16 protein-coding genes are annotated in these 16,586 nt (G+C 68.3%); 7 read left to right on the top strand and 9 right to left on the bottom strand.

Annotated elements, in window-relative coordinates; all coding sequences use genetic code 11:
• Positions 1-91 precede the first annotated feature (91 nt).
• Complete coding sequence (locus VFG40_RS06865) at positions 92-1,081, bottom strand: bile acid:sodium symporter family protein (protein WP_324896266.1); 990 nt, start codon at positions 1,079-1,081, stop codon at positions 92-94.
• Between the two features lie 184 nt (positions 1,082-1,265).
• Here VFG40_RS06865 and VFG40_RS06860 point away from each other — a divergent pair, with 184 nt between their 5' ends.
• Positions 1,266-3,749 (top strand): Ig-like domain-containing protein, encoded by a 2,484-nt coding sequence (locus VFG40_RS06860; protein ID WP_324896264.1) that lies wholly within the window; start codon positions 1,266-1,268, stop codon positions 3,747-3,749.
• Positions 3,750-3,790: 41 nt separating this feature from the next.
• Here the strand turns inward: VFG40_RS06860 and VFG40_RS06855 are convergent, their stop codons facing one another.
• Together VFG40_RS06855 and dnaG are read right to left on the bottom strand one after the other, a co-directional pair.
• Entirely contained in the window at positions 3,791-4,417 is a 627-nt protein-coding gene (locus VFG40_RS06855) for a DedA family protein (protein WP_324896262.1), read from the bottom strand.
• A gap of 90 nt (positions 4,418-4,507) precedes the next feature.
• Entirely contained in the window at positions 4,508-6,241 is a 1,734-nt protein-coding gene (gene dnaG, locus VFG40_RS06850; RefSeq protein WP_324896260.1) for a DNA primase, read from the bottom strand.
• Positions 6,242-6,302: 61 nt separating this feature from the next.
• On the opposite strand from dnaG, the gene VFG40_RS06845 reads away from it, so the two are divergent.
• The gene (locus VFG40_RS06845; RefSeq protein ID WP_324896259.1) at positions 6,303-8,051 is read left to right on the top strand and encodes a S41 family peptidase; all 1,749 of its coding nucleotides are present in this window, start codon (positions 6,303-6,305) and stop codon (positions 8,049-8,051) included.
• Positions 8,052-8,121: 70 nt separating this feature from the next.
• On the opposite strand, the gene VFG40_RS06840 is transcribed toward VFG40_RS06845, so the two are convergent.
• The 3 genes from VFG40_RS06840 to rpsU form a co-directional block, all read right to left on the bottom strand.
• Positions 8,122-8,292 carry a DUF1328 domain-containing protein gene (locus VFG40_RS06840; RefSeq protein WP_324896258.1) on the bottom strand — a complete coding sequence of 57 codons (171 nt, stop codon included), beginning with the start codon at positions 8,290-8,292 and terminating at the stop codon, positions 8,122-8,124.
• A gap of 112 nt (positions 8,293-8,404) precedes the next feature.
• A complete protein-coding gene (locus VFG40_RS06835; protein ID WP_324896256.1) occupies positions 8,405-8,851 on the bottom strand; it encodes a GatB/YqeY domain-containing protein in 447 nt (148 codons plus the stop codon).
• Positions 8,852-9,033: 182 nt separating this feature from the next.
• Positions 9,034-9,249, bottom strand: coding sequence for a 30S ribosomal protein S21 (rpsU, locus tag VFG40_RS06830; protein ID WP_017463750.1), 216 nt, complete (start codon positions 9,247-9,249; stop codon positions 9,034-9,036).
• A gap of 96 nt (positions 9,250-9,345) precedes the next feature.
• On the opposite strand from rpsU, the gene tsaD reads away from it, so the two are divergent.
• The 5 genes from tsaD to VFG40_RS06805 all read left to right on the top strand — a co-directional run bounded on the left by tsaD (position 9,346) and on the right by VFG40_RS06805 (position 13,737).
• The gene (tsaD, locus tag VFG40_RS06825) at positions 9,346-10,383 is read left to right on the top strand and encodes a tRNA (adenosine(37)-N6)-threonylcarbamoyltransferase complex transferase subunit TsaD (protein ID WP_324896253.1); all 1,038 of its coding nucleotides are present in this window, start codon (positions 9,346-9,348) and stop codon (positions 10,381-10,383) included.
• A 134-nt stretch (positions 10,384-10,517) separates the two neighbouring features.
• On the top strand, positions 10,518-10,877 hold the full coding sequence (folB, locus tag VFG40_RS06820; protein WP_324896251.1) for a dihydroneopterin aldolase: 360 nt from the start codon (positions 10,518-10,520) through the stop codon (positions 10,875-10,877).
• 120 nt (positions 10,878-10,997) lie between these two features.
• Positions 10,998-12,275, top strand: coding sequence for a mechanosensitive ion channel family protein (locus VFG40_RS06815; RefSeq protein WP_324896249.1), 1,278 nt, complete (start codon positions 10,998-11,000; stop codon positions 12,273-12,275).
• Between the two features lie 4 nt (positions 12,276-12,279).
• Positions 12,280-12,789: a 2-amino-4-hydroxy-6-hydroxymethyldihydropteridine diphosphokinase gene (gene folK, locus VFG40_RS06810; protein ID WP_324896247.1), complete on the top strand. Its 510-nt coding sequence runs from the start codon at positions 12,280-12,282 to the stop codon at positions 12,787-12,789.
• Positions 12,790-12,879: 90 nt separating this feature from the next.
• Entirely contained in the window at positions 12,880-13,737 is an 858-nt protein-coding gene (locus VFG40_RS06805; RefSeq protein ID WP_324896245.1) for a DUF6159 family protein, read from the top strand.
• Between the two features lie 113 nt (positions 13,738-13,850).
• Here VFG40_RS06805 and VFG40_RS06800 read toward each other — a convergent pair whose 3' ends face one another.
• The 3 genes from VFG40_RS06800 to VFG40_RS06790 all read right to left on the bottom strand — a co-directional run bounded on the left by VFG40_RS06800 (position 13,851) and on the right by VFG40_RS06790 (position 16,420).
• Entirely contained in the window at positions 13,851-14,726 is an 876-nt protein-coding gene (locus VFG40_RS06800) for a lysozyme inhibitor LprI family protein (RefSeq protein WP_324896242.1), read from the bottom strand.
• Positions 14,727-14,868: 142 nt separating this feature from the next.
• Positions 14,869-15,615, bottom strand: a complete 747-nt coding sequence (locus VFG40_RS06795) for a pteridine reductase (RefSeq protein ID WP_324896240.1) — start codon at positions 15,613-15,615, stop codon at positions 14,869-14,871.
• Between the two features lie 82 nt (positions 15,616-15,697).
• Positions 15,698-16,420, bottom strand: coding sequence for a hypothetical protein (locus VFG40_RS06790; RefSeq protein ID WP_324896238.1), 723 nt, complete (start codon positions 16,418-16,420; stop codon positions 15,698-15,700).
• Positions 16,421-16,586 lie beyond the last annotated feature (166 nt).

Here is a 16,586-nt window from a genome sequence, read left to right as displayed (position 1 = left end):
GTTCGGCCCTTTCCGGACGTCATTCCCGCTTGTGCGGGAATGACGTTCTCAAGGTTGTCGGCGAGCGGGCAACAGTGCGCGCCCCGCTCGCTCAATGCTTGTCGGCATCGGCCATGGGAGCTCGCCGCGTAAGGCGCCGCGCGATCACCGCGCACACCATCAGCTGCAGCTGGTGGAAGATCATCAGCGGCAGCACGATGCCGCCCAGGCCGCCCGGCAGGGTTGCGAACAGGATCTTCGCCATCGGCACGCCGGTAGCCAGGCTTTTCTTGGAGCCGCAGAAGAAGATGGTGATGCGATCGGCGCGCGCAAAACCCAGCGCGCCCGCGCCCATCCAGGTGGCCAGCATGGCCAGCGTCAGCAGCAAGCCGTCCACGCCCAGCGTCGCCGCCAGCGCCAGCGGCGGCGTGTTTCGCCACAGGCCCTGCACCACGGCCGCGCTGAACGCGGTGTAGACCACCAGCAGGATCGTGCCCTGGTCACTGAAGCGCAGCAGCGCGCGGTGGCGATCCGCCCAGCCACCGATCACCGGCCGCAGCGCGTGCCCGAGTGCGAACGGCACCAGCAGCAGGCGCACGATATCCACCACTGCGCCCCACGCAAACCCGTGGTCGCCGCCGCGTACGGCCAGCGTGAGGCCCACCAGCAGCGGCGTGAGCACGGTGCCGAGCAGGCTCGACATCGACGCGCTCACCACCGCGGCCGGCACGTTGCCGCCGGCCATCGAGGTGAATGCAATCGAGGACTGCACGGTGGACGGCAGCGTGCAGACGTACAGCACGCCAAGCATCAGCGGCGTCGTCAGTACCGCACCCATCAAGGGCCGGAGCAGCCAGCCGAGCAGGGGAAACAGCACGAAGGTGGCGGCCAGGACGGTGGCATGCAGGCGCCAGTGGGTGGCGCCCTGCATTACCGCCGCACGCGACAGCCTGGCGCCGTGCAGGAAAAACAACAGCGCGATCGCTACGTCGGTGAGGTGGTCGAAGCCGGCGGCGATGCCGCCGCGGCAAGGCGCCAGAGACGCCAGCAACAGCGTGACGATCAGCGCCAGCGTGAACGGGTCGACGGCAATTCGGCGCATGGCCCGGAGCGCGCAGGAAGGGGCGCCAAGTCTAGCTGCTGGACATATCCCGTCGCGGCGATCGTGGGTCAACGATCGTGATTCCTTGCGACACCGCTAGGAACTTTGGTCATACCGGCGTAAGCCGCGGCTGCCATATAACCCCGCGGGGGAATTCTCACTGTGGCGTAGGGGTAATACGAAAATGGCTTGGAAAAAATCGACGGTGCTCGGCGGCATGATGCTCGCCGGCGCCGTGCTCAGCACGGCTGTGGGGGCGGCGGTGCTGCCGGATCACCAGGAGTTCGACGCGGCACTGGAGGTGCCTTTCACGGCGGCGGGCGCGCGTCCGATCGTGCTGCACTTCGACTACCCCGGCGCTGCTGCCGGTACGCCGGTGGCATGGCAGGTGGAACTGCTCGGCGCGGACGGCCACGAGCTGCGGCGATGGAACGGCGGCACCACGCTGCAGGCGCGCAGTGCGCAGGTCCGCATTCACTGGGACGGCCGCGGACCGCAGCATTCGGCGCTGGCACCGGGCTATTACACGGTGCGCCTGCACGCCATTGCCCTGGACGATGCCAACGTCGCACGCATCGGCACCGGGCTGGTGGGCCAGGCGCTGGCGCAGGCGCAGGCGCGCGCACCGGAGCTGATCGCGGAGCAGCGCTATGACGTCCTCGTGGGCAGCGTAGCGAAGCCCGCCTTGCCCAGCTTCCGGGCGTTGCCGCGCCACGACACGGTTGCCGCTAGCGGTGCCGGACAGGCGATGGCGACGGCGCAGCTGACTGGCGCCGGCAGCCTGCCGTACACCATCTACTACGGCAACCTGCACAGCCAGACCAACCACAGCGACGGCGGCGGCAGCCTCAGCACCTGCGTCAGCGAGCAGGCCCCGCAGAGCGCAGCCTATGGTCCGGCGGATGCCTACCAGTACGCGCTCAACCGCGGCCTCGATTTCCTGATGACCTCCGAACACAACCACATGTTCGACGGCTCCACCGGCACCAACACCTCGGCCAGCCCGACCACCGCGCACAACCTGTTCGCCTCCGGCTTGCAGGCGGCTGCGAGCTTCCGCGGTGCGCACACCGGCTTCCTCGCGCTCTACGGGCAGGAGTGGGGAGTGATCAGCAACGGCGGACACATGAACATCTTCAATGCCGACGGCCTGATCGAGTGGGAGAAGAACAGCGCCGGCCAGCTGATCGGCGATTACGAGATCGCCAAGGGCGATTACGGCGCGCTGTACACGCTGATGCGCACCAAGGGCTGGATCGGCCAGTTCAACCATCCCTCCACCAGCGGCCAGTTCACCGTCAACGGCACCAACTTCGGCTACACCGCCGATGGCGACCAGGTCATGGTGCTTGCCGAGGTGCTCAACAGTTCGGCGTTCTCGCACAACACCACCGAGACCGAAGGCAGTCGCAGCACCTACGAGGCGGCGTTCAACACGATCCTCGAGCGTGGCTTCCACGTGGCGCCGAGTTCGGACCAGGACAACCATTGCGCCAACTGGGGCGCCAGCTTCACCAATCGCACCGGCGTGCTGCTGCCCAGCGGCACGTCGCTCGGACTGACCCCGTTCCTCGACGCGCTGCGCGCGCGCCGCGTGTTCGCCACCGAGGACAAGACCGCGCAGATCGTGCTCACCGCCAACGGCCACGTGATGGGCGAGCGCTTCGGCAACTCCGGTCCGCTGACGCTCACCGTGAACTACGCCAGCACCTCCGGCCACAATGCGCAGCGCGTGCAGGTGTTCGAGGGCGTGCCAGGCAGCAACGGCACGGTAGCCAGCCTGTCCGAAACCAGCACCACCACCACCACGCCGAGCACGGGTGACCACTTCTATTACGCCAAGATCACCCAGGACGACGGCCTGCGCCTGTGGTCCGCGCCGGTGTGGGTGACGCAGGGTTCCGGGGGCGGTGGCGGTGGCGACACCACGGCGCCCACGGTGAGCGCATCCGAGTCCGGTACCAGTGGCACGATCTCGTTGTTCGCCAACGCCAGCGACAACGTCGGCGTGAGCCGGGTCGAGTTCTACGTCGATGGCGTGCTCGAGGCTAGCGACAGCAGTGCCCCCTACAGCGCCACGCTCGACTCGACCACGCTGGCGAACAGTTCGCACAGCCTGGTGGCCAAGGCCTATGACGCGGCGGGGAACCTGGGCACCAGCAGCGCGGTGGCCTTCAACGTGTCCAACGGCAGTGGCGGTGGTGGAGCCGCGGAGCTGATCCAGAATGGCGGCTTCGAGAGCGGCACCGCCTCCTGGACCCAGACCAGCGGCGTGATCACCAGCGACACCAGCGAAGCGGCGCACGCCGGCAGCTGGAAGGCGTGGCTCGACGGCTACGGCAGCAGCCATACCGACTACGTGCGCCAGAGCGTGACGATTCCCTCCGGCGTCGCCTCGGCCACGCTGAGCTTCTACCTGCACGTCGATACGGCCGAGTCCGGCAGCACGGCGTACGACACGCTGAAGGTGCAGGTGATCACATCCACCGGCAAGTACATCACCCTGGCTACCTACTCCAATGCCAATGCGTCGAACGGCTACGTGCAGCGCACGCTCGACCTCGGCGCGTACAAGGGGCAGACGGTGCAGCTGAACTTCTACGGTGTGGAAGACGGCACCTTGCAGACCTCGTTCGTGGTCGACGACGTCAGCGTTCAGACCCGGTAAGCCGCGCCGCGGCGGGAGGCAGGCAACCTCCTGTCGCGATCTCAGTCGCCTTCGTCGTTGCAGCGCTCGCGGCGGCGATGGCGCCACCACAACAGCGGCACCAGCAGCACCAACGCACCGGCGATGATCCACAGGCTGCCCTGACCGCGATGGATCCATGTCGCCAGCCAGGCACGGTTGTCCGCACCGAGGTAACCCAGGTACACCCACAGCGGCACACTGATCAGGGCGGCCAGCCCGTCCAGCAGCAGAAAGCGCCAGAACGACACCCGATGGGTCGCGCCTGCGGTGATGAATACCGCCGTGCGCATGCCCGGCAGGAACCTCGCGACGAACATCATGCGGTTGCCGTAGCGCTCGAACTTCTGCTGCACCCTGGCGTAGCGCGCCGGCGGCAACAGCCAGGCGAAGAAGCGCAGGCGCAGGATGCGTGCGCCGAAGTGGTGTCCGAGCAGGAACATCGAGGCGTCGCCCAGCAACACCCCGACCATCGTCACGCCCACCATCACGTGCACGTTGGCGTAGCCGAGCCCGGCGATCACGCCACCGGCCACCAGCGTGATGTCTTCCGGCAGCGGCACGCCGGCGCCGCACAACAGCAGGGCGATGAACACCGAGGCGTAGCCGTGGCGGGCGAAGATGTCGATCAGCTGCTCAAGCAGGTGCATCGTTGCCTCGTCCAGGGGGCACGGCCGCGGGGTGGCGGCCGGGAAGGAAAGCACGCCGCGAGGCGCACCTGCCGCCAGCAAGCACTGCGCTCATTCCGGTGCCGCCGCGGGCTGGCGCTTGGCGGCGAGCAGTTCGCGCAGCTCGGATTTCTCGGCGTTGTCGAGCGCGCCCTCGCGGCTCTTCGCTACCAGCGCATCCCGACGCTGGCTGATCGCCTGTTGTTCCATCCGCGCCAGCGCGTCGAAGAACTCGGTCCGCTGCGCCTCCGGCTCACCCACCGCGGCGGCGGCCATCAGCTTCTGCAGCGCCGGGTATTCGGGCCGCTCCGCATAGTGCTCCACCAGCGAGGCGGGATTGATGCCCGGCCGGGACCGCGCCATGTCGATGAGTTCGGCGAGCAGCTCGACGCCCGGCTTGTCCAGCCGCAGGAAACCGTACGGACGCGCCACCTCCTCGGCGAGCGCGGGCTGCGCCAGCAGCAGTGCAATCGCGCTGCGTACCAGCGAACGCTGCACGGCCACCGGCCGCTGCATCGCACGCTGCGACTGCGGCTGCTCGAACGTGGCGCGCGCGCCGCTGCGCTTCTCCAGCTCCTGCGCCATCAGGTCGCGGAAGGCACCATCGGGCAGTTTCGCGATCAGCGGACGGGCGCGCTCGGCCAGCCGCGCGCGCCCGTCGAGGCTGGACATGTTGACGTCGTGCGAGAGCTCGTTGAAGAAATAGTCCGACAGCGGCATCGCGTCCCTGATGCGCTTGTCGAAGCCGTCCCGGCCTTCCTTGCGCACCAGCGAATCGGGATCCTCGCCGTCGGGCAGGAACAGGAAGTACGCCTGGCGGCCGTCGCGCAGCCGCGGCAGCGCCGACTCCAGCGCCTTCCACGCGGCGGCGCGGCCGGCGCGGTCGCCGTCAAAGCAGAACACCACGTCCGGCGCGGCGCGGAACAGCACCTCGGTGTGCTCCGGCGTGGTCGCCGTGCCCAGCGTGGCCACCGCGATCGGCAGGCCGGCCTGGTGCAACGCGATCACGTCCATGTAGCCCTCGACCACCACGATGCGCTCGAGCTTGGCGTTGGCCTGCTTCACCTGCCACAGCGCGAACAGCTCGCGGCCCTTGTGGAACAGCGGCGTCTCGGGCGAGTTGAGGTATTTGGGGCCCTGCTCGGACTGCAGCACGCGGCCGCCGAAGGCGATCACCCGGCCGCGGCGGTCGAGGATCGGGAACATCAGCCGCTCGCGGAAGCGGTCGTACTTGTTGCCGCGCTCGTTGCTGGCGACCATGCCCGCTTCGTTGAGCAGCTGCAGGCGCTTGTCGCTGGTGCCCAGCGCCTTGATCACGCCATCGAAACCGGCCGGCGCCCAGCCCAGGCGGAAGCGCGCGATGGTCTCGGCGTCGAGCCCGCGCTTCTTGCAGTAGGCCTGGGCGTCGGGGCTCTTCGGCAGCTGCTGCTGGTACCAGCTGGCGGAGGCGTCGAGCAGGGCGTAGAGATCGGTCTTGTCCTCGCGCGGGCGCTCGTCGCGGCCGCCTTCGCGCGGCACGGTGAGCCCGACCGACTGCGCCAGCTCCTCCACCGCATCGGGAAACTCCAGCCGCTCGTATTCCATCAGGAACTTCACCGCGCTGCCGTGCACGCCGCAGCCGAAGCAGTGATAGAACTGCTTGGCCGGGCTGACGTAGAACGAGGGCGAGCGCTCGTCGTGGAACGGGCAGCAGGCGGTCCACTCGCGCCCGGCCTTTTTCAACGGCACGCGCCGCTCGATCACGTCGACGATGTCGACGCGGGCGAGCAGTTCATCGATGAAGCTGTCGGGGATACGGCCGCGCATGGGCTTGCTAGTCTAGCCGCTGGAAGGGCGGATGGCCGCCGGAGGGAGCGAGGGGATAGTGATGCAGGGACGCTGGCTGATCGGTGGATTCATGCTGATGGGGTTGGTCGGGGGCGTGCGGGCACAGGAAGCCGCCGAGACACCCGCCCAACGCTACGCACACGTGCAGGATCTGAACAACGGGGCCTACCGGCTTCTCCATCCGCAGCAGGAACGCGCGCCGTCCAGCGACGATGCGCGCAAGGCGCTCCGGTTGGTCTTGCAGTCGCAAGATGCGCTGGACGCGCTGGAGGCTGGTCTGCAGGACGACGCGGAGCTGCTCGATCGTGCGGAGGAGCGTCGTTTCGACGCGGTGCGTCGCCAGGCGGCCGCCGAGGTTCTGTTGGGTGACCATGCTGCAGCACTGGATGCTCTGGAGCGACTGCGCGGGCGGCGCTTGTATGCGGACTACGCTGATTTCCTGCTCAAGGACCCTGCCCTGAAGCTGCTACAGGGCGAGCGGCGCTTCCAGACGCTGATCGCTGACCTGCGCCGGATCGACCGACGCTGGAAGGCTGCTGCGCTGATGCCGCTGCCCGCCTCCGGCCTGACCGAGGCCCAGCGCGTGGCCGGGCTGTCGCTGTTCTGGTCGGAGGCTCGCTACAACTTCGTCTATTTCGACCAGGTCCCGGAGCTGGATTGGAGCCAGGCTTATCTGGATTTCCTGCCCCGGGTGATCGCTGCCAGGACGCTGCACGACTATTACGACGTGATGATGCGCTTTGCTCCGCTGCTGCACGATGGCCACACCGACATCGATCCGCCGGACGCAATCGCCGACGAGTTCTTAGCCCAGCCGCCGATACGCACGACCCTGCTCGATGGTGGGCAGGTAGCCGTGACCTGGGTGGGCAGTCCAGCGATGGAAGCCAAGGGCATCCGGGTGGGTGACGAGCTGCTCGAAGTGGACGGCCAGCCGGTGCGGCAGTATGCCCGCCAACACGTCGCGCCCTACGTCAGCAGCTCCACTTCGCAGGACCGCCACGTGCGGATGTACGACTACCAGTTGCTCGACGGTGACCACCGTGAGCCCGTCCGGCTGGAGATGCGGCACGGCGATGGAACGACCTATGCGGTGGATCTCTCGCGTGAGCCAGACGCCGCTGTCCGCATCCGGCCGAAGGTGGAATGGCGCATGCTGCCCGGCGGCATCGCATACCTTGCCGTCAACGAGTTCGAAGACGACGCCGGGCCACGGGCATTCGCCGAGCACCTGCCTCGGATTCTCGCCTCGAAGGGCCTGATCCTTGATGTAAGGCACAACGGCGGAGGCTCTGCCTCCTACGGCCTGGATATTCTCTCCTACCTCTCCGACCAGCCAATCCAGGAGGAGGCGCGCCGTTCGCTCGAGTACGTCCCCGTATTCCGCGCCTGGAACGGCTCCTATGTCGCCTGGCGGACCCTGGCGTCGAGGCCGTTCGAGAAGCCGCATGAGGCCCATTTCCGGGGCCCGGTGGCCGTGCTGGCCGGGCCGCGAACGTTCTCCGCCGGCGAGGACTTCGTGGTTTCGTTCAAGCTGATGAAGCGCGGTCTGTTGATCGGCGAGACCACCGGTGGCAGCACCGGCCAGCCGCTTCAGTTCGAGCTGCCGGGGGGCGGGCACGCGCGGATCTGCGCAAAGCGCGACACTTGGCCCGACGGGACCGAGTTCGTCGGGCAGGGGATCGTGCCAAACCTGCGGGTGGCGCCCACCATTGGTGATATTCGTGCGGGCCGTGATCCGGTGGTCGAGCGCGCCGCTGCAGTCCTACGGGCCCATGTCGGGCGATGAACGCAGCGCCAGAAGCAAAAGAAAAGGCGCCCGAAGGCGCCTTGTTCTTTGTCGAGGCCGGGGCCGGTCGTCAGAACAGGTGGAACACGCCAACCACCGCAAGCACGGCGATCAGGAACAGGATCACGAAGATTGCGAACAGCACCTTGGCGATGGTGGCTGCAGCACCGGACACGCCGCGGAAACCGAGCAGGCCGGTGACCAGCGAAATGATGGCGAAGATGATGGCCCACTTGAGCATGTGACACTCCCTGCGTTGGTCGCCGCCCTGTCAGGCGACGCGGAATCTAGCCGCAATAGCCTACGCAGTGGCGTGTGAAAACCGTGCATGAGCACGGTTGCAGCACGCGGGCTCAGCCGTTGAGGCGGCTCTTGATGCGGGCCGATGCCACGCCCATGTCGGCGCGGCCCGCGGCGGCGGCCTTCACCGCGGCCACCACCTTGCCCATGTCACGGGCGGAGCTGGCGCCGGTCTCGGCGATCGCGGCATCGATCAGCGCGTCCAGCTCGGCCTCGTCCAGCTTCGCTGGCAGGTAGGCCTCGATCACCACCATCTCGGCGCGCTCGACGTCGGCCAGGTCCTCGCGACCGGCTGCCACGTACTGGCTGATGGAGTCCTTGCGCTGCTTGAGCATCTTTTCCAGTGCCGTCAGCACCTGGGCTTCGTCCAGCTCGATGCGTTCGTCCACCTCGCGCTGCTTGACCGCGGCCAGCATCAGCCGGATCACGCCCAGCCGGTGCTTGTCGCCGGCGCGCATGGCGGCCTTCATGTCGTCGGTCAGCTGCTGCTTGGTGGACATGGCTCATGACTCCGTGGCGGGAAGGGGTTGCCAAAGGCAGAAAGCACAAAGGCCGCCGCTGCGCGAGGCAGCGTCGGCCAGTGCTTGAGGCGCGTGGCTGTGGCGGCGGTTGAACGCGCCAGCGGCCAGTCCGACGCCGTGGCGTCGGGATCCGGGCATCCGCGCGAGGCGGATGCTCGGACTCAGTACAGGCGGGTGCGGCGCGTGGTGTCGCGCGACAGACGACGCAGGTGACGCTTCACGGCGGCAGCGCGCTTGCGCTTGCGCTCCTGGGTGGGCTTTTCATAGAACTCGCGCTTGCGGGTTTCGGCAAGCACACCGGCCTTCTCGCAGGTACGCTTGAAACGGCGCAGAGCAAGCTCGAACGGCTCGTTCTCGCGAACTTTTACGTTGGGCATGGAATCTCCGGGTGGTAATCTGCCCGTCGAATCGGGCGAGCCGCGAAGTATAACGTGGGTAATACAGAATTTTCAAAGGCCCCGCGGGTGCCCGCCGTGACCGGGCCGGTCCTCGGCATCGAGACCTCCTGCGACGAAACCGGCGTGGCGGTGCTGCGCTGGGATCCGCGCGCACCCGGCGAGGGCCTGCTGGCACACACGCTGTACAGCCAGATCGCGCTGCACGCGGAGTACGGCGGGGTGGTGCCGGAGCTGGCCAGTCGCGACCATGTGCGCAAGCTGCTGCCGCTGGTGCGCGAGACGCTGGCCAAGGCCGGGCTGACCCCCGGGGAACTGGGCGGAGTGGCTTATACCGCCGGTCCGGGCCTTGCCGGCGCCCTGCTGGTCGGCGCCTCGGCCGCCCGCGCGATGGCGTGGGCGCTGGGCGCGCCGGCGATCGGCGTGCACCACATGGAAGGTCACCTGCTGGCGCCGCTGCTGGAGGCGGACCCGCCCGAGCCGCCGTTCGTGGCGCTGCTGGTCTCCGGCGGGCATTCGATGCTGGTGGAGGTCGCGGCGATTGGCGACTACCGGATCCTGGGTGACACGCTGGACGACGCCGCCGGCGAAGCGTTCGACAAGACCGCCAAGCTGATGGGGCTGCCGTATCCCGGCGGTCCGGCGCTGGCGGCGCTGGCCGAGTCAGGGACACCCGGCGCGTTCCGTTTTTCCCGCCCGATGACCGACCGTCCCGGCCTCGATTTCAGCTTTTCCGGCCTGAAGACCCAGGTGCTGCTGGCCTGGCAGGGCAGCGACCAGAGCGACACGACCCGTGCCGACATCGCCCGGGCATTCCAGGAGGCCATCGTCGACACCCTGGTAATCAAGTGCCGTCGCGCGCTGGAGGCCAGCGGCGCCAGCCGGCTGGTGATTGCCGGCGGCGTCGGCGCCAACCGGCATCTGCGCGCCCGGCTGGCGGACGCGGGCAAGCAGGACGGCTTTCGCACCTATTTCCCGCGGCTGGATTTCTGCACCGACAACGGCGCGATGATCGCGCTGGCCGGGGCGATCCGGCTGGCCCATGGGCAGCATCAGGACGCCACCGTGCAGGTGTTTCCGCGCTGGGACCTGGAAAGCCTGCCGCCGGCATCGTAGGAGCACGCTTGCGGGCGATGCTCTTCGCTCTGATCCGACAGACGCCAAAGCCAAATGCATCGTCCGCGAGCGGGCACCTGCGCTGCGACAGCTCGGCGCTTGCGTCGCCGCGCACAGTGCCTGACCCTTGCGCGATGGATATCGTCTTTATCGAAGATCTGCGCATCGACACCGTCATCGGCATCTACGACTGGGAGCGCCGCGTGCGCCAGACGCTGTCGTTCGACATCGAGATGGCCTTCGACAATACGCGGCCAGCCGCCAGCGACGACATCGCCGACACGCTGAACTACAAGGATGTCTCCAAGCGGCTGATGGCCTACGTCGGCGAGTCCAGCTTCGGGCTGGTGGAGACGCTGGCCGAACGCTGCGCCGCGATCATCCGCGAGGAGTTCGCGGTGAGCTGGGTGCGGCTCAAGCTCTCCAAGCCCGGGGCGGTGCGCGGGGCCAAGTCGGTCGGCGTGCGGATCGAACGCGGCGTTCGGCCGGACTAGCGCAGCCGCGTTACCATCAGCGGTCATCATCGCGGCGCACCGCCATACCGCGCGCCCGTGCTTCTACCGAACTGCCGACCGGCCATCGCCCGGCCGGCCGATGGAGGATGTCACCGCATCATGGATTCGCTACCGCAACTGTTGCACGAGCCGTGGATGCACACCCTGATCGGCACCTTGCTGTTGCTGCTGGTGGCGTGGCTGGCCGGCGTGGTCACTCACTTCGTGGTGTTCCGGGTGGTACGCGGCATGGTCCGCCGCACCACCTGGCGCTGGGACGACGAGCTGTTCCGCTTCGGCGTGTTCCGCTGGCTGGCGCGCATCGTGCCGACGGTGGTGGTGCAGTTCGGCGTGGCGCTGGTGCCCGGGCTGCCGGATCTCACGCGGCAGCTGGTCAGCAATATCGCGCTCGGGCTGATGGTGTTCTTCCTGGTGATGGCGATCAGCGCGGCGCTCTCGGCGATGGAAGCGATGTACCGCGCCACGCCCACCGGCGCGCAGCGCCCGATCAAGGGCCTGATGCAGCTGGTCAAGCTGGTGCTGTTCATCGTGGCTGCGCTGGTGATCATCGGCGCCGTGACCGACAAGCGCATCGGCCTGCTGCTGTCCGGCCTGGGCGCGATGTCGGCGGTGCTTATCCTGGTGTTCAAGGACACCATCCTGGGCTTCGTCGCCGGCATCCAGCTCTCCTCCAACGACATGCTGCGGGTGGGCGACTGGATCACCATGCCCGGGGCGGGCGCCGACGGCGACGTCATCGACATCACGCTGTACACGGTGAAAGTGCGCAACTTCGATCGCACCATCGTCACCATTCCCACCTGGAAGCTGATCTCCGAGAGCTACCAGAACTGGCGCGGCATGTCCGAATCCGGTGGGCGCCGGATCAAGCGGGCGCTGCTGCTGGACGCCTCCACCGCGCACTTCCTCGATGCCGATGAAATCGAACGGCTGGGCCGGTTCCGATTGCTCCGGGAGTACCTGGGCACCAAGCACACCGAGTTGCTGGACTGGAACCGCAGCCTGGGCGAGGCGGGCGAGCAGATGGTCAATCGCCGGCGGCTGACCAACCTCGGCACATTCCGCGCATATGTCAGCGCCTACCTGCACGAGCATCCGCGCATCCACCGCGAAATGACCTGCATGGTGCGGCAGTTGCCCAGCGATGCGCAGGGCATCCCGCTGGAGCTCTACTGCTTCACGGCGACCACTGTGTGGGCCGAATACGAAACCATCCAGAGCGACATCTTCGATCACCTGATCGCGCTGCTGCCGGAGTTCGGGCTGGCGCTGTTCCAGCAGCCGTCCGGTCGCGACGTGCGCGCGGGGCTCGCCGGGCTGGAGCGGGCCGTCGCACCGGCTGGCGATGACGCCGCGCCAGCGCGCAAGGGTGAATAACCGCATGGCACGGGTCTATCTGAGCCTCGGCTCCAACGTGGAGCCACAGCAGCATCTTCTGGCCGCGCTGGACGCGTTGCGCGCCCGCTTCGGCCCGTTGCAGGTATCGCCGGCCTACCGCACCGTGGCGGTGGGTTTCGACGGCGCCGATTTCGTCAATCTCGCCGTCGGCCTGCAGACCGAGCTGACCCCGCACGAACTCAACGACTGGCTGCATGCGCTGGAAGATCGCCAGGGTCGCCGCCGCGACGTGCCGCGCTATTCGGATCGCACGCTGGATATCGACATCGTGTTCTACGACGACCTCGTGACCGAGGGCCCCGGGCACCTGCAGATTCCGCGCGACGAGTTGATGCATGCGTTCGTGCTCAGGCCCATTGCCGACATTGCTCCAGGCTTCACCCACCCAGTGTCGGGCCACAGCATGGCCGCCCTGTGGGCGGCGTTTCCCGCACAACGCGAGCCGATGACGGTGGAGCCGTGGCTGGACCCGCGCTCACCCGCCTACGCCTGACGGCGTCGCGCATCGCCACGTCCCGCCCGGCCCATGCGCCGACACGCCGGCGAGTGCTAAAACGAGCGCCTCAACAGGGGAGGACGTGGCATGGCAGGAAAGTTTTCGCGCAGCTGGGCGTTGATGAAGGCGAGCGCCGAGGTGTTGCGCTCGGACAAGTCGCTGCTGGTGTTTCCGCTGCTGTCGGGCGTATGCAGTCTGGTGGTGATGGCCAGCTTCCTGATTCCGGTGGCGGCGATGACGCTCGAGGGCGAGCGGCTGGGCGTGCATTACCAGCACGGGCTGTCGACGGCGTCGTGGACGCTGCTGTTCTTCTTCTACCTCGTGCAGTACGCCGTGATCTTCTTCTTCAACACTGCGCTGGCCGGTGTGGCGCTCAAGCGCCTGCGCGGCGAGCAGGCCGGTGTGAGCGACGGCCTCGCGCTGGCTCGTTCGCGCTTCGGCGCGATCCTCGGGTACGCGCTGATCGCCGCCACCGTCGGCCTGCTGCTGCGCATGGTGCAGGAGCGGCTGGGGCTGATCGGCCGGTTCGTGGTGGGCCTGATCGGGTTGGCTTGGACCGTGGCCACCTTCCTGGTGGTGCCGGTACTGGCCAGCGAGGGCGTGGGCCCGGTGGACGCGGTGCAGCGCTCGGTCGAACTGCTGCGCCGCACCTGGGGCGAGAACCTGATCGGCAACGCCGGGCTGAGCGTGGTTTTCGGCGTGATCGGCTTCGTTTTCGTGCTGGTGTCGGTCGTGCTGGTGGGCGGGGCGTTCTCCACGCACTCCATCGCGGCCGTGGTGACGGCGATCGGCGTCGTGGTGCTGGGCTTCGTCACGCTGGCGCTGGTGCAGTCCTCGCTGCAGGGCATCTATGCCGCGGCGCTGTACCGCTACGCCGAGGAAGGCGAGGCCGGTGCGGGCTTCCCGCCGGCCCTGCTGGAGCAGGCGTTCCGCAGCAAGGGCTGAGCGTCACACCGACAGCGTGCCGCTATCTGGCGGGCGCGCGAGCGTCCGGTAAGGTGCGCCGGCAGGGCGGGGAGCGCACCCGGGCCACGGGTGCCTACCGCCGCGGCCATCACTCATTGGTGGAGCGGCTGAACGCCTTGCGCCGGTGCCCGGGCGTCGGTGGCTGAAGGCGGGTAGGCGGGCGCGCCGAGGCAGCGCGCGAGCCAGTCCGGATCCTCATCGCCGGTCCCGAGATCCGGATCCACCTCCAGTCGCGGTCCGACGCCGTCGCCGGTCTGGAACTGCTCGGTCGTCGGGCGGGTGTTCCAGGCCTCGAGCCGATCGGCATCGTCGTCGGGGCAGCTCTTGTCGCTGCCACCGAAATCACAGGTGGCCACCGGTTCGAGATGGCCGTTCTCCACGCGGCCTACGGCACGCGTTGTCACGACGGTATAGCTGGCGAAATCCTCGCTCTGCGAGCAGACCCGGTCGCCTTGCTGGTAGGCGTGGCCGCCGAAGCAGCTGTAGTACATCTTGTGATCATCGCGCTGGTCGGGGATGAAACTGCACTCCACCCGGTATCCGGCAAACGGGCCGCCGGAGTAGGCGCTCGTCAGCGCGCGCTGACGCAGTGTGGTGGCCACAAACTGCGGTTGACCTTCGGTACGCGCCTGCAGATCGCGGGTGCGCTGGCGCGTCACCGCGAGCAGGATGCTCCGCTGGGTCCGCTTGTCCATGCCGTCGGCCCGGTCCAGCTCCCCCAGATCGCTCTCGCGTGCCGCCAGCCAGCGCCGTTGGCTGGCGATCAGGCTGGTGCGGATGGACGGATCGTCGATCGTGTGCAGCAGCGTGAAGTAGGCCTTTGCCATGGCACGGTCGGCGGCGGCGAGCTGTCCGTCGCTGCAGAGCGTCTTTTCGAGCGGGGTGCTGGCCCCGGCACATTGCATGGCCGCGGCGGGTGTGGCGGTCATCCACAGGCAAAAGATCGCCGTCGAAACGCGTTCCTTCATGGTGTTGCTCCTTGGGTTGTCCCGGCACGTCAGCCGTGCGGGGACAGCAAACCTATCCGCTCGGGCAGCAGGAGGCGAGCGCGGCATCCGTGGTGATGGGCGCGCGCCAGCCGCGCGGACTCGTCCTACTCCCGCCCATGCACTACACCGACAGCGTGCGGCCGCCGTCCACCCGGATCACCTGGCCGGTGACGAATGGGGCGTCGCGCAGCAGCCACAGCACGGCGCTGGCGACGTCCTCCGGGGCGCCTGCGCGCTTGAGCGGGGTGCGCTCGAGCATCGCCTGCTTGTCGTCATAGGCCTTGCCTTCGCTCGGCCACATCACCGCACCGGGTGCCACCGCGTTGACCCGCACCTGCGGGCCCAGGTCCAGCGCCAGCGAGCGGGTCATCGCCATCAGCGCGGCCTTGGCCATGCAGTACACCGGGTGATCGGCCAGCGGTCGCTCGGCGTAGATGTCCACCAGATTGACGATCGCGCCGCCGGCGCGTCGCAGCGCCGGTGTCGCTGCCTGGGCGAGGAAGAACGGCGCCTGCGCGTTGGAGGCGAACAGCTCGTCCCACTGCGCCGGCGTGGCGCTGCCGACGGGGGTCGGATAGAAGGCGGAGGCGTTGTTTATGAGCGCGTCGAGCCGGCCGAACCGGGTCAGCACGTTGCCCACCAGCCCCGGCAACGCGTCGAGTTCGGCCAGCTCGCCATGCACCAGGGTCGTGGAGTCCGCGCGCTGCTGTTCGAGCTCGCCCGCCAGGCTCTGCGCAGCGTCGGCCGAATGCCGGTAGTGAAGCGCCAGGTCGTAGCCGGCGCCGTGCAGGGTGCGGGCGATCACCGCGCCCACGCGCCGGCCGGCTCCGGTGATCAGGGCGACGGGGCGTGGATGCGACGGGCTCATGGGCGGTTCCAGCGAGGGGACAACGTCGCAGCTTGCCGCAACATCAATGACAGGTCATCGGGGTGCGGCAGCGTGGGCGCGCTCAGTCCGCCGATGGCGGCGCCGTGGCCGCGTCGGCCGCCCCGAGCGCAGCCTGTGCCGGAGGCCGGTCGGCCGCGACCACCGGGGAATCGGCTTCGTGCACCACTTCGCGGCTGAACAGCTCGATCGTGGTCGCCGCGACCTGTCCGGTGTCGTAGTAGGCATACGCGCCCACGCCCAGCGCACCGACGACCGGCAGCCACCGCGCCAGGCCCTTGCCGGCGGCGCGCTGGCCGATCTTCAGGCCCACCTGTTTGGCGACGCGTTCCACCACGGCGTAGGACACCCGCCGGAACAGCATGCGGTCGCCCATGCGCACCACCAGGTCCCGGAACGCCTGCGCGGCGGTATGGCGGAACAGGCACCACAGCATCTGCTCACGGCCCAGGCTGGCCTGCTGCCCGTAGGCGGCGGCGATATCGCTGACCATCTGCGCCTGGATGCGCCAGATCGCGATCAGCTCCGGCAGCACGGTGAGCCAGCCCAGCGGCCCGGGCGGCAGCGCCAGCGAACCGGCCGTCAACGCGGCCCGCTTGGACGCGCGCTGACCGATCCGGCGGGCTTCGGCGTGGGGATCGGCGCTGCTGGCGACGGCGCTGGAGGGGATCTGGCTGACGAAGTCGAGGATCGCCTGAGTCACCCGGCCATGGTCCACCGGAGCGATCACGGCCGGCACCTGCGTGCTGCCGGGCACCGTCGGAGACGTTTTCTGCGAGAAAGCCATGGACGCATACCTGGGTGAGGGGAGCGTCCGAGTCTAGGGCTCGGCCGTGAAAGATGGCTCAAGAACGGAAGCCGCGCGCAGGCATGACTTCTGGCCCACGGCGGGGGCCGGTGCTGCAAGTAATGTTATAACATATCTGAAAACACCCTCCCCGCACGGACCCCCC

This window comes from Dyella sp. (assembly GCF_035685805.1).
Classification (GTDB): Bacteria; Pseudomonadota; Gammaproteobacteria; order Xanthomonadales; family Rhodanobacteraceae; genus Dyella_A.
The sequence above is the reverse complement of the archived record's forward strand: the minus strand, read 5'-3'. Positions and strand labels throughout refer to the sequence as shown.